Source organism: Paenibacillus phytorum, assembly GCF_013141715.1.
GTDB lineage: Bacteria > Bacillota > Bacilli > Paenibacillales > NBRC-103111 > Paenibacillus_E > Paenibacillus_E phytorum.
On sequence record NZ_WHOA01000165.1, the window covers coordinates 16,588 to 30,508 of the forward strand.

General features: G+C 45.6%; 9 protein-coding genes. All 9 read right to left on the minus strand.

The window, feature by feature from the left end:
• Positions 1-293: 293 nt before the first annotated feature.
• Entirely contained in the window at positions 294-971 is a 678-nt protein-coding gene (locus GC098_RS24215) for a helix-turn-helix domain-containing protein (protein WP_171645786.1), read from the minus strand.
• A gap of 64 nt (positions 972-1,035) precedes the next feature.
• Entirely contained in the window at positions 1,036-1,887 is an 852-nt protein-coding gene (locus tag GC098_RS24220) for a carbohydrate ABC transporter permease (protein ID WP_171645787.1), read from the minus strand.
• Complete coding sequence (locus GC098_RS24225; RefSeq protein ID WP_171645788.1) at positions 1,887-2,768, minus strand: carbohydrate ABC transporter permease; 882 nt, start codon at positions 2,766-2,768, stop codon at positions 1,887-1,889. Before GC098_RS24225 ends, GC098_RS24220 begins: the two co-directional genes overlap by 1 nt.
• Positions 2,769-2,845: 77 nt before the next feature.
• The gene (locus tag GC098_RS24230) at positions 2,846-4,159 is read right to left on the minus strand and encodes an extracellular solute-binding protein (protein ID WP_171645789.1); all 1,314 of its coding nucleotides are present in this window, start codon (positions 4,157-4,159) and stop codon (positions 2,846-2,848) included.
• A gap of 104 nt (positions 4,160-4,263) precedes the next feature.
• On the minus strand, positions 4,264-6,060 hold the full coding sequence (locus GC098_RS24235) for a cache domain-containing sensor histidine kinase (protein WP_171645790.1): 1,797 nt from the start codon (positions 6,058-6,060) through the stop codon (positions 4,264-4,266).
• 208 nt (positions 6,061-6,268) lie between these two features.
• Positions 6,269-10,180 carry a polysaccharide lyase family 8 super-sandwich domain-containing protein gene (locus GC098_RS24240; protein ID WP_171645791.1) on the minus strand — a complete coding sequence of 1,304 codons (3,912 nt, stop codon included), beginning with the start codon at positions 10,178-10,180 and terminating at the stop codon, positions 6,269-6,271.
• Positions 10,181-10,346: 166 nt separating this feature from the next.
• The gene (locus tag GC098_RS24245) at positions 10,347-11,882 is read right to left on the minus strand and encodes an extracellular solute-binding protein (protein ID WP_171645792.1); all 1,536 of its coding nucleotides are present in this window, start codon (positions 11,880-11,882) and stop codon (positions 10,347-10,349) included.
• A gap of 87 nt (positions 11,883-11,969) precedes the next feature.
• Complete coding sequence (locus GC098_RS24250) at positions 11,970-12,848, minus strand: carbohydrate ABC transporter permease (protein WP_057305446.1); 879 nt, start codon at positions 12,846-12,848, stop codon at positions 11,970-11,972.
• Position 12,849: 1 nt separating this feature from the next.
• Positions 12,850-13,836, minus strand: a complete 987-nt coding sequence (locus tag GC098_RS24255) for an ABC transporter permease (RefSeq protein ID WP_246321279.1) — start codon at positions 13,834-13,836, stop codon at positions 12,850-12,852.
• Positions 13,837-13,921 lie beyond the last annotated feature (85 nt).

Genomic DNA, 13,921 nt, shown 5'->3' on the forward strand with positions numbered 1-13,921 from the left:
CTCTAGGTATCATGATTAGTGTCTTGGCACTCATACATATGATAGAGCAACTGGAAGTGCATTCACATGATTTATTTTGAAGAAAAGATGATGTTTTTGGTTAAATATGCCATTTTTAATAATAGAAAATATGGAGGGTCTTCACACTGTACAAAAAAAGAGCGCTGTTTGGAAGTCGCCAAACGGTACAAGAACGACCGTTTGGATGATTCCATTAAGCACTCTGAACTAGCGTGAATAACACTCTCGATACTATTATCCAATTTCCTATGCCTTAAGAAGAATACTTTATTCTACTCTCTCCGTAAACTATCTCGATATGCTTTCGGACTATATCCAGTCATCTTCTTGAACATTCGGCTAAAATGCTCTGGATTCAGATAGCCGATTCTTCCCGAAATATCAGAGATTTTGATTCCCGTTCCCAGCAGTCGCTTCGCCTCTTCGATCCGCAAATTTGTCAAATAATCGATGTAGTTGCAACCAACTTCTTTGACGAATTGCCTACTCAAGTAGCTCTCACTGAAGCCGACCATCCTACTAACGAGCGACTGAGTGACCTCCTCGCGATAATGCATATCGAGGAATTTCTTAGCATTAGCTATAGGTGCGCTGTAGCGGACGTTGTTCAGCGTCTCAAGTCTATGAATCATACAATGTGCATGCACTAGATGCTGCTTCACATAATACAGCGTTTCTTCCAGCGTATCGCTCTGTTTAAGATCATCAAACGGATCAAAAACACTTATCTCCTCAAACCGAATGCCTTTGGCATAGAGAATGGCTCCGATCTCCCATAACACATCGACGAAAAAAGCTCGCACTCTGTCAGGAAGCTCCTTCCTCACACTTTCCAATCGCTTCTCTAATTGTTCAAACGCGCGTACCCACTGACTTGCTTCAGCATCTTGCAGCGCTTGAAGCAGCGCCAGCCTCCTTGACTTTAAGTCACTCCACAAATCCTGGTTCATCGTCTACGATCATCATTTTGCAAATGCAAGACATCCCCCATATCGAAGTTCGTCAGCCAGGCAACTAACCTTTGACGGCTCCATCCATCAAGCCTCTAAAGATGTAGCGTTGGAACACGATGTAGAACAGCATGCTGGGAAGCAGCACCAGGATGATACCTGCACAGAGCGCCACTAGATCTGAGCTCCGCTGACCGACAAAAGCCATGAGAGCGGTCGGCAGTGTTGCAAGCTCCTTTTTTGGCATATATAAATTTTGCACATAAATATCATTCATAATGGTTACGCTCTTAAGAATGCCGAGCGTGGCGGTCGCTGGTAGCAGCAGTGGGAAAATAATCGAGCGGAAAATACGGAAATATGACGCACCATCCATCGTCGCGCTTTCATCTAGCTGATTTGATATTTTTTCCAGGAACTGGATGTAAATGTAGATTTGCATAATGTCAGTCCCTACATAAATGAGCAGCGGAGCACCCAATGAATTGTACAGACCCATGGCGTGAATCAGCTGAAAACGTGCGATCTCCGTCGTGTATGTCGGAATGATCATCGAAGCCATGAACAGCAGCAGCACCACTTTTTTCAGCTTAAAATCAAAACGGTTGAGCACAAATGCCGTCATTGTGCCGAGCAGGGCATTACCAGCCATACTAACAACGACCAACACCAAGGTATTGCGCAAACCAAGCAGAATGTGACCTTCGTTGAAGGCTTTTACAAAATTCTCGAAATGAAAGAAATTGCTTGGTAGCGAGAAAGGTGATGTCGCCCCCAGTTCTGCATTTGTCTTCAGCGAGCCGAATACGACAAGTAGAACCGGAATGAACACAATCAAGCACATCGCTATAAAAAATATATAGTACAGGACATTACTGAGCAATTGGCGTTTGCTCTCGGTAAATGTGACTTCCATTAAGACTCGCTCCTATCTTTAATGATCCAATTTTGTAAAGACGAGAAGCAGATGATCAAGATCAAAAGACTGACCGCCATGGCCGAAGCAAGGCCGTAATTGTTATAGGTAAACGCTGTTTGCAAGGAAAACAAACCAAATGTAGAACTAGCTGTTCCTGGTCCGCCGCCTGTCATCACATAAGGGATGTCGTACTGCAGCAGCGCGCCGGAGATATTCAGGAACAAGATGATTTCCATCACGCGCCGAATGCCGGGCAAGGTAATATGACGCAGCTGCGTCCAAAAACCAGCGCCATCCATTTTGGCAGCTTCATACAGATCAGTCGGAATTGACTGCAAGCCCGCCAGAATGAGGATGATATGAACACCGCTGAAACGCCATAGAGATACAGCGACCAGCGAGTAATTTACGATACTCAAGTTACTTAACCAACCGGTAATGAGCGACTCCAGTCCCATCCATTTGAGCAGTTCGTTGAGCGGCCCATTCACAGGGTTATAGATGTAGCTGAACATATAAGCGACGGCAATACCGTTAATAATGTAAGGCATAAGCACCGTAAAACGAAAAAACGAACTTCCGCGTATCGTGCGATTGAGCAGCACCGCTGTCATCACTTCAATAGGAATGAACAGCAGATGGACGATAAAGTAGATACCATTGTTGCCAATAGCTTGCCAGGCATCCGGGAAATCAAAAATCAATTTTTTATAATTATCAAACCCGATGTACTTCAAACTCTCGCTGTATCCATCCCAATTCGTTATGCTGTAACGAAACAATTGTAGCGTGGGATAGATGAGGAACAAGAGCATGAGCGCAACCGGAATGAACAAGAACGACCAAATGATAACTTTTTTCTGTAAGCTATAACTCATCTCCACTCACCCCTAAATCTCTATTGATAGGAAAAGGGTACTATTCCGTCTCGCTCAAATAGTACCCTCTATCGTCATTACTTCGTTGAATCGATCGCTTTCTTCCACTTTTCATTTAATTCTTTTTCAATCCCATCGATCGGTTTACCGGCAAAAATGCTTTGTGCGGCTTTCTTCGGATCGAATTGTGCAGCAGCGCTCACTTTTGCATAGGCCTCATCAGTTCCGTAATAAACAAATGGCTTAGAAGGATTAGCTGTTGTCCATTTGTTGAAGAACGGAAGATCCGAAGTGATGCCATTAACCGTGGAAAATTGTTGTACTTTATTGACAAAACCTGAGTAGACGTCTTTGCTGAACATCCAGTCCATGAATGCCTTGGCTTCTTCGACGTTTTTGGTGTTTTTGTTAATACCGATGTTCATATCGGACATCATCATCGATGTCAGATCGCTGCTCGTCGACTCGCGGAAAGGAAGAGGGAACGCGCCTAGATCTTCATCCGACTTCACCTTCCCAATATAATCAGGATAGTACCATTGACCAAGTGCAATCATCGCCGACTTCTTTGCTTCGAAGGATTGCGTAGACTGGTCGAACGAAACAGACAGCGCATCAGGACCTGCGTATTTCTTATCGGCAATTACCTTAATCGCCTTACCTACTTTATCAAAGTTGCTGCCATCTCCAAATGGCGCAGGATTTTTGGCTAGGTTCGCCAAATAATTCTCATCGCCAGATAAAATATGCGGGCCGAACTCCATCAATGGATAGAAGGTCCAGTCATCTTTGGCACCAATGGAAATTGGTGTGTATTTACCATTCGTTTTGATCTTATCCATTGTCGTGATCAATTCTGGAAACGTTTTCGGAATTTCCAAGCCCAACTCTTTGAAAATACTTGGATGGAAATAAACAAATTCAGAGAACGAGATGAGTGGAAGACCCATTGTTTTACCATCAATTATAGTCGGAAACTTGTTGTTTTTAGCCGCATTCGTATCATCCAGAGGCAGCAGCGCCTGCTTGTAAATTTGCATGTGACTCGGCTTCAAGTACATCAAGTCAGGCAAATCGTTAGCCGCCAACCTAACTTTCAAGTATTGCCCTCCGTTGTCAGGCACCTTTTCCACTTCAACGGTTACATTCGGCTTAAGCTTGTTATACTCTTTCGCTTTCTCTGTCCAATACTCAAAATCAGTTTTCGTGTCCCACATAGCGAGCTTCAGCTTCACCGGCTGAGCTGGCTTAGCCGGTGTAGCTGCTTTCGTCGCTTCTGGCGCTGCGCTTGCCGGCGTTGTTGCCGTCTTTGTACCGCCGCATCCTGTCAAAGCCGTCATGGCCACTAAACTAACCAACGCTAAAGAACTTGCCCATTTTCTCTTCTTCATCGAATTGACCCCCCACTTGATATCGATTAGGTTGTTTGTACCTTGTATTTATCATAATCGATTGTTTAACGCAGCCGAATGATCGATTTTGCCCATTCCTTGATCTATTTTGAACTAACGATTTGATTTTCTTCCTGACTTCGGATGATTGGAAGTATAATTTCCACCTTCGTGCCAGACGGTTCCAACCTCTTTATCGTTACGCCATAGTCTTGTCCGTAATGCAGCACAATGCGATGATGTACGTTAAGAATGCCCATGCCGCTGAACGTATAATCCTGGTCAGGGTCCTGCAGCTTCTCGATCTGCTCGTCCGGGATTCCTACGCCATCATCTGCGATAACAATGCAAAGCTGTTCGCCCACCTTGTGGATACCAATCGTAATCGTTCCATTCGTTTCTTTACTAACCAAACCGTGTGTAATTGCATTTTCAAGAATCGGTTGAAGCAGCAGCTTCAGAATATAGAGCGACATTGCTGTTTCATCAACTTCCCCTTTCACCTCAAATTTATTGCCATAACGTGTTTCCATAATGAAAATGTACTGTTTCAAGTTCTCAACTTCATCGGCAAGCAGTGTCAAACTGCCTCCACGATTGAAGGAGGAAGATACCAAACGGATCAGCGCCTGGGTCATATTACGGATGTTGTCAACTCGGCTAATGATCGCCATCAGTTTAATAGAATTGAGTGTATTAATCAGAAAATGCGGATTAATTTGCGATTGCATCGCAGCGAACTCCGCCTTCTGCTTCGCTTTCTCCTGCAGCTCGGTCTTATTAATAAGCAGCTTGATTTGGTCCATCATATGGTTAAACGTGAGTCCTAGCGTGACCGTTTCGGCACTGCCAGAGGCCTCGATCTTCACATTGAGATTCCCGTCCATGACGCGCGACATTTTCACCACTAACACATGGATAGGCTTCATTAAGTTATGAACAAGGTAAAAAGAAATGATCAGAAATACGACGATGACGACGAAGGTCGCGAAAAGGACCAATCGATAGATAATGCTGTAATTAGCCATTAACTCGCTGTAAGGAATTTGGTATACGATCTTCCAGTTCGCTATGTCCACCGTTGCAAAGGCAACCATCATCTTCTGCCCATTGATCGTTTCCACGAAATTACCCTCGCGCTGCGAGTTGATGCGGCTGATTAGCGAAGTATCCATCCCTTGCTCGTTTGCCGGTAAGTTATAGCTGGAGGCGATAACGTCTCCATCCGTCGTTACGATACGGAATGCCGATGATCCGCTGATTGGATTTTGCCACAGCATTTTCTCGAAATGATCCCGACTAAACACAAAATATATGAAATCAATCCCATGCAGCATTTGAAAATAACTCGGCGAAATTGTGGTTACAATGCTCGTAGATTCTCGTGAATCGTATAGCGCGCCTTTTTGTTTGCCAATGAAATGAACGTGATCCTGTTCGGTGATCGTCATCTTGTACCAATCCATTTTGCGTAGAATGTTGTCATCTATTGCCAAATCTTTTAAGTACGAATAGACGCCTCCGTCTTTATAAAAGAAATTGATCGACTGTACCCTGCCTGACATGGACGAGCTGTATTTCCCCAGAGCTTTCGATAAATCAATGGAATAAGGCTGCCTCTTATCCAAAGCTGATTCGTGCAGCAAAGTCGCTGTCTCCAGCACCTCCGAATCCATACCAACCGCTGCGGAAAAGTTGACGACATTGCTAATTTCCTGCTCAATTGAGTACGTCACCGCATGAAGTGTCTGGAGCGTTCGGTCGGTCGTTTGCTGCAGCAGGTCTCTTTTGTACACCTGAAGAATAGTAGCGCTAATTGTCAATATAGGCAGCACCACCATCGTAAACAGCAGAATATAGAGCGTAGTAGACGTTCGCCATGGTTTTCTGAATCGGTTCATCCGGACTCGACCTCGCATCACGTTATTAATTTGGGATTCATCCCAAGATGTACAATATCATAGCACATCTAGTTAGACGCCTGATTATTTTCTTGTTTACTTGCAATCCTTCAGCCATTCTGGCGCTTAATCGCCCGCATGCAAGCAAAAAAGCAAAACCCGACTTCGTCCAATCGGACGAAGTCGGGTTCACATTTCTCAACAGTTATTAGGATTTACACTGTGCGATAGCTTGTAATAAAAGTTCCGCAAACACGGCGTCAATTTTTTTGCCGGATTGTGCGCGAATGTGGTTCTCCAGTTCATTCCATTCGTTTTTCTTTTGATTATCATCATCTATCCGTTGAATCTTTTCTATCATCGATAGCAAGCTGTTCAATATGCCCTGATTGGTGATCCAACCTCGTTGATAAGCATAACGAACAGCTTCGTCCAAATGGTCGACATCCATCCGTACTTTTAGCAAGTATGCTGCAAGAGTTTCGTTTCCTGCCGTATCAACCGTTTTTACCTTCACCGCATGTTCGCCAATGCTTAGCGATAATGGACTAAACGAATAGGGTCGGCTTATTGGGACACCGTCCAGCTCAAGAGACTCGCTTGCCACGCCGCTCACCGGATCGGAGATATCGAATTGCAGGCTGCCGCCGTCGGTCCAATATACATCCATCGTAACGGTAGGAACGATGTTGGGACCTACTGAATCGATTTTGATTACTGCCGTTTGGATTGCTTCTTGATTTCCGGCATTATCAATGCTGTAGAACTGGAGTTGATGTATGCCCTCTTCAGAAACAACGATGTTGTTCCCTTCCACAAAGGCGCCACCATCCAAACTGTAAAACGTCTTCTGCACGCCACTGCCATCATCACTCGCCGTCAATGTCACCGATTGCGCAGTACGCTGCCAATCAGACTTCGCATTAGTTGTCGTAACCGGCGCTGCTGTATCCTTTTTGAATGTGACGACATGCGTTTTGCCAAAAGATCCTGTGACCGTAATATTCAGCTTTAAGGAAGGCATCGTCTGCAGAACCGTAACTGTGTCATCAGCACGAACCACCGATAAGCCAGCCTTGTTCAGTTCAAGCGAAATCGTACTTTGCGTTTGCGTCGGATCGGATACAGCAACTGTCAATTCGCTGTCCGTTTCCTTCACCATCACGGATGCCGGATTTTGCGCAGAAATGAAATCAACCGTTGCCGGATTCCAAAAATTCAGCGCCGTAATACCTAGCCTTTTCTCTCTGACCGCATGTACGTCCGTTGTATTGCTCAGTACCTCAACATTAGGAGCGCTGCTATAAAGCGCTGTATCCGCTGAATTTTTATGAGGCAGCATGACATAGGAATAAGAAGCATTCGATGGCGTTGCCCCGTGTTCAAAGGCCAAGCTTAAATAATTTCGCGTAACCGGGGTAGCCGATTGTCCGCTATTAATATCTTTCCAGGCGCCGGTTCTCGCTTCGCGCAAACCATACACATTAGAAGCTTCAGGGAAATAATAGCCGATGTCGGAACCCGGCGCATTTCCGGCCAAGTGAGCCCACTTCACGTCACCCATCGTTTCCGACCAACCGAGCTGGCTCGACTTCACTGTTCCGTTAATCGTGAGTGCATTATCTCCCGCATCGTTCAGCTTGCGGTTATCGATAATAGTCTCCACCGATTGCGGTCCGGCTGTCGTGCTCGAAATACCAGCACCCAATGCTACGATTTCATCATCGAACATAAACCATGACTTTTTGCCCTGCAGATTGCTTCCAGTCGATTGGGCAAGTGAGAAGTCCATACCCGCTGCACCGTAAAGGTTATCGATGGACGATCCGCCAACCCATGTCTTCGGATTCATGTAACTTTTCCACTCGACAGGTGTCGTCCCTTTCCCAGATCCATCCGTTGTCGTGCCAGGCAGTCGGAACGAATCTACAGTTGGCCAAAAATCATTGCGGTACTGGGTAAGATCCTGATCATATAAAAAAGTCATTCCAATGCCCGTATACCAGCCCTTCAAATTCTCGTTATTGCCCTTTTCAAAGGCAGAGATGCGGTTTGAGAACAAACTGAGCCCGAAACCATATCCTTCACGTAAATGAACAACTCTGTCCATACCAGCAAACACTTGGTTTTTCAGCAATTCTCCTCGAGGCTGGATCGAAGCATCGTTCATCAATTTTTTGACTAGCGACAGCTCGTAAATCGGCAAACCCTCGTAATAATTGGCATATGTCGTATCCGACTGAATCCATTCTTTGGCCATTCGCTTTATCGATAAAGCTACGTCCGCAGGTGCCCCCTCGGCTAAACGAAGCAAGGTAACAATCGTGCCTCTGGCGCTTCCCGAGCTTTGTCTGGAGATCCCTCTTCCGTTCACCATATCCATAAATAGTCCTTTATAAATGACGGGTTCAAATGTATCCGATACCCAATCGTAAACATGATTCACATTAGGATCCGTCACCGGCCATGGGGAACCATTCAACAAGAACGTCATATCGGCCGCACGGTTGAGCCATACAGCACCGTACCCCGCTGTGTATGCGATGTTGGTGTGTTGAACAAGCGAACCATCCTTATAAACACCGTCTCCATGATCCGTGTAAATAAATTCCGGCCCGATGGAATCAAGTCCTTGCGTGATCTTCGCACTATTGCTTCCGATCACACCACGCATCGTAACGACCAATGCTTTATCGAGCAGGTTAGCTCCGGTTTCCGTCACATTATTGAGTGTCCTCTTCTTCGGATCCGGAACGAAACGATCGACGGCTTTGATATACTTACTTATTTGCACCGGCGTCAAATGAGCGAACATCAACACAAGGGTATCGTTCAGAATCTGCGGAGCTCCGATTTCCCAATCCCACCAATTGCCGTACTCATTTTTGGTTTCATTGTAACGGTTCGCATACATCCAATCCAAAGCGCTGATGATGTCATCCCGCAGCGCCGTATTCTGATACAGGCTTGAGCCTTGTAGAGAATAAGCGAGCGCCATGGCTTTCAGCCTGCCGAAAGCGCTAGATATTTGTGCGGAATCCGTTGTGCTGGACAGATCGTTCCACAAATAAGATCGGCCCGCAGCTTTATTGAGCGTATCCCAATGCCCGGTCGTATTCGCATTCGAAACACTTGCGGCTAGTGCAGAAAGGTTAGCGGCAATATCCGGATCAGCCGTATTGTACGTGGTGCCGCCCGTCAATTTGCCGTACCATTTCAGGCGCAACTCGCTGTACGATTGAATCGTTTCAGCAGATTCTACGTTAACAAGACATTGAGCTTTTATTGTTCCATCTGGTGTTGAGACCATAATCGTAGATGAGCCTACCCCTTCTCCGGTTACTTTTCCATTACTGTCCACTGTTGCTACACTCGGATTGCTGGAACTCCAGATAACTGTTTTGTCCACTGCGTTCGCCGGAGTGAATGTCGGTGTAATCGTTACCGATGCATCTTTGGCCATGGAAAAGGCGGTTTGATCTAAAGCAATTCCTGTAATCCCGTCATACTCCTCCAAACTGATATCGTCAAACCATACTTTTCCTTTTCCCGTTTCAAGGAAAGGTTCAATGACCAACTTCGTGACGCCCGCTGGTATGGTCATAAATACTTGCTGTAAAGTCCAATCCTTCGTACCTAACAACTTGGCAGATGCAGGACCGTCTCCAACTTTACTCGTGTTATAGTATTGCGTTCTGAAGTAAGCACCAGTGCCCGTTACGTTGTCGGTTTTTACCCACACTTTAAGTCTGTAAGATTTGCCGGCAGTTACCGTCGTGACGCTTTGATTCACAGAGACTCGGCTTGTTGCGAAGGCATCAAACAAAATCGACTTGCTCCCTTCATGATACGTGGTAGAATCCAGCAAGACGTTCACCGTTTTATTCGGAGCTTTCCCGCTCCCGGTTGGAATCCATAACCCCCAGCCAACAGGGACAGGACTTGTGACACCGCTCCAGGCAGCATCTGTTGTTGTGGTTGTCTGCTCGAAGCTTCCGTTCGTCATCTGGTTCACCGCTGCAGCCTCTACCTTAAGGATAGCGTTTTCATAAAAAGGGATGTACGATCCAACTAAACTGAAAACTAAACTGACAGCTAACAACATACTTACTTTCCTCATTAACTTCACCTCACTAGAAATTAATATAAAAGCAATTAAAATGTAAGACATATAACGGAATTTGTATATCGACGATATTTGAACCATATCGTTTTTTTATGAAAAGTAGAGAACAAAACCCGACGACGCCAATAAAAAGGTCATAGTCGGGTCTGAGCTGCTGCAATTACTTCTTGTTCTTTTCTTTAAAGAAGTCACTTGTTTCTTTTACGTGCTGCTGGAAGCTTGGGTCGTCTTTGTACGTTTTTACAAATTTATCCCAATCTTCTATTGAATTCTTGCCGATAATCACGTTAGTGAGCATGTCGTTAAGCTTCTTGTTCCAGTCCGCACCCTTTTCTTTAAATGGGGCTGAATTCATCAAGCCATAAGTAGGATCCGGGATGGAGCTGATCGAGTCAACCAACTTTTTATTTGCCTCAAATACGTCGCTCGGAATGCCCGATACTTTCGCTCTAAGGTATTTATCAAAAGTACCCGTCACCCATTGGCCGGTCGTATCGCCAGAATATCCTTTTTTCTTGCCTTCTTCCGTTTGCTCGACAAAGCCGTCAGGCTTTAATTTGTAATCAACGTCCTGAATGCCGTACACAGCCAGGTTGTAACCTTCTAAAGAAGCTGTGTAATCGTAAACTTTAAGAATTTTCTTCAGCTTAGCCTCGTCTACGGATTTCTTATTGATCAGGAATTGACCGTAGAAACCGCTTGCTTGCTCGTAATAGGCTTTGCCGTCCGCTGCTTTCGGAAGCTCAAAAGCAACCAGATTTGCCTTAGGATTCGTTTTTTGCAGCTCAACATTGTATTTGTAGGCATCAACAACGTTAGCGATAGCAAGTCCTGCCTTCCCTTGCACGAGCATGTCTTTGATTTGTGCTGTTTTGAGCACTGGGAAGTCAGGTAATATACCGCCTGATTTGTAAACTTTGTTCCAATTGATTAGCGCCTCTCTCGCTTGCGGCGTCCACCAATATGGCGTCAGGCTGCCATTCTCTTCCTTCCACTTTGTTCCTGTTCCGAAAAGCGACAACAAATAACTAGACGGTCCAGGAGATCCAGGAAATACAGCGCCGTACGTGTCGGCAGTGCCATTGCCGTCCGGATCTTTCTTCGCGAATGCTTCAAGCACGTTATAAAGCTCATCCATTGTTTTCGGCGGCTGCAAGCCGAGCTTATCCAGCCAATCTTTGCGAATTAGCAGCGATTCATGACCGTCCAGCGGTCTAACGCGAGGCAGTGAGTATAGCTTTCCTTTGAGCGATGCGTTCTTGTACACATTCTCCGGATATTTGGCCAAGTTCGGGTAATTTTTAACATAATCCGTTAATTCCCAGAAAGCGCCTTGATCGATCGCATTCAAGAAGGCAGGCGTTGAATTGAAGTCCTCAATGAAGAGCACATCCGGCAAATCTCTGGACGCGAGCAGTGCATTTAGTTTCTCCGAAATTTGAGCGGATGGAATCCAACTCAGCTTCAGGTTGACATTTAATTTCTCATTCAGCTTTTTAACCGCTTCCAGTTCGCCCGTTGGAGCTGCGGCGAAGGCCAGCGTCGTAATTGAAATATCTGTCGGTTTCGCAGGCTTGCTGCTTGCTGTGCTGACTGCCTTTTGACCTTCATTCGATGCGCTGCCGCAAGCCGCCAAGGATGCTGTAAGTGCAGCCGCTGTCATAACAACGGCCAATTTTTTTACCATTGGTTTCATGTGTGGACCTCCCAGGAATAATATCTTTATACTTACCTCTTCTGCTGTGCGTTTAAGCCAGCATCACCCCTTTCAGAGTTTTCACAGTTATCCTTTCACGGAGCCAACCATCATGCCTTTGACAAAATATTTTTGCAGAAACGGATAGACGATGACGATCGGAAGCGAAGAAATAACGACTGCGGCCATTTTGATTACCTGCGGTGGCACTGTCTGCTCACTCTCCAGCATTGCAGCAATGGACGGGTCCGCCATTTGCGAAGCAGAAACCAGCATCATTTGCAGCAGAACCTGCAGCGGTCTGAGCGTGTCTGTGTTAATGTAGAGAACTCCACTGAAGTACGTATTCCAGTAAGCTACAGCATAAAACAAGCCGAATGCTGCAAGCGCTGAAACGGACACAGGCAGCATAATACGGATAAAAACGCCGATATCCGAGCAGCCGTCGATTTTAGCCGCTTCCTCCAATTCATCCGGTATTTCCTGATAAAAGTTTTTCATTAAAAAGACATACCAGGCGCTAGTCAATGCGGGCAGTATGAGCGCCCATACCGTATCCATCAAGCCAAGACTGTCCACAAGTAAGTAGTTCGGAATCATACCCGGATTAAAAAGCATGGTCAGCAAAATCGCGACCAAGAAAAATTTCTTTCCTTTCAACCTTTTACGCGATAGGACATAAGCGAGTGCACTCGTAACGATTAGGCTCAAGACAGTACCGAAGACCGCCAAAAATCCACTGACTCCCATAGCTTTCACGAACGCGTTTGTCGAAAAAATAAATTCGTAAGCAGAGAGACTCCATGTTTGTGGTATTAATACGATTGACTTGCTCATGTACTCTGTCGGGTCGGTAAAAGATACAAGTATGACATACAGAAATGGCAGCAACGTCACAAGCGCAAATATCGTTAACACAGCGTAGTTGATCGCAGTAAAGAATTTCACGCCGAAGCTTCTATTCATGTTAGTAGAGTCCCTCCTCTCCGAATTTTTTGGCTAAGCGGTTGGACATTACAACAAGGATTAGTCCTACCACCGATTTGAAAAGTCCGGCAACCGTCGCATAACCGAATCTTCCTTGCTGAATACCGACGCGATACGCATAGGTATCGAAAACATCGGCCAGATGCGCGACCGGTCCACTCATCATCAAGTAAATTTGTTCAAAGCCCACGTCCATAACTTGCCCCAAGCGCAGAATGAGCAGGACAATGATGGTGCTTTTAATACCGGGAAGCGTCACATTCATCGCTTGCTGCCAACGACTCGCGCCGTCGATTTGCGCAGCTTCATATAGCTCCGAATTAATGCCAGCAAGTGCGGCAAGGAAAATGATTGTCCCCCAACCGGCTTCTTTCCAGATGCTTTGTGCGGTCAGCATAGCCCAGAATAAGTTCGGTTCCGTCATGAACTCGATCTTTTGTCCCCCGGACTCGGCGATCAGTTGGTTAATGACTCCGCTGCCTTGTCCAAAAATCAGAAAGCAAATCCCAACAATAATGACCCAGGAAAGAAAGTGCGGCAAGTAAATGACCGTTTGTACGATTTTTTTGAAAGCGAGCTTACGCACCTCATTCAGCAGCAGTGCCACTACGATTGGAATCGGGAAGAAGAAAAAGATGTTCAACAAGCTGATCGCCATCGTATTTCGGAACAATTGCATAAAATCGGGATTGGTGAAAAACTCGTTGAAGTATTTCAGGCCCACCCACTCACTGTCCCAAAAGCCTAAATAAGGTGAATAGTTTTGAAAGGCTAGCAGAAGTCCCCACAATGGGAAATATTTAAATAATAGGAAAAATAATAATCCAGGCGCTGCCATTGCATATAGATATTTGTCACGCTTTATCGCGACGGCCCATTCTTGCACCCACGAGCCTTTTACTCGAATTGCCTTTTCCACTCCAGCTGGTGCCGCTGTCTGGAGCGTTTCCAATCGACTTTGCGACAACTTCCTCACCTCTCGTTCATGTCATTAGCATCTCGCTGCTTTGCATGAACAGATCGTACACTGATCACAGCTTTCCGGACAATGA

What these genes read in the sequence shown, in the direction of transcription:
- GC098_RS24215 (WP_171645786.1), bottom strand. Translation starts at nt 971, where the DNA reads ATGAACCAGGATTTGTGGAGTGACTTAAAGTCAAGGAGGCTGGCGCTG.
- GC098_RS24220 (WP_171645787.1), bottom strand. Translation starts at nt 1,887, where the DNA reads ATGGAAGTCACATTTACCGAGAGCAAACGCCAATTGCTCAGTAATGTC.
- GC098_RS24225 (WP_171645788.1), bottom strand. Translation starts at nt 2,768, where the DNA reads ATGAGTTATAGCTTACAGAAAAAAGTTATCATTTGGTCGTTCTTGTTC.
- GC098_RS24230 (WP_171645789.1), bottom strand. Translation starts at nt 4,159, where the DNA reads ATGAAGAAGAGAAAATGGGCAAGTTCTTTAGCGTTGGTTAGTTTAGTG.
- GC098_RS24235 (WP_171645790.1), bottom strand. Translation starts at nt 6,060, where the DNA reads ATGAACCGATTCAGAAAACCATGGCGAACGTCTACTACGCTCTATATT.
- GC098_RS24240 (WP_171645791.1), bottom strand. Translation starts at nt 10,180, where the DNA reads ATGAGGAAAGTAAGTATGTTGTTAGCTGTCAGTTTAGTTTTCAGTTTA.
- GC098_RS24245 (WP_171645792.1), bottom strand. Translation starts at nt 11,882, where the DNA reads ATGAAACCAATGGTAAAAAAATTGGCCGTTGTTATGACAGCGGCTGCA.
- GC098_RS24250 (WP_057305446.1), bottom strand. Translation starts at nt 12,848, where the DNA reads ATGAATAGAAGCTTCGGCGTGAAATTCTTTACTGCGATCAACTACGCT.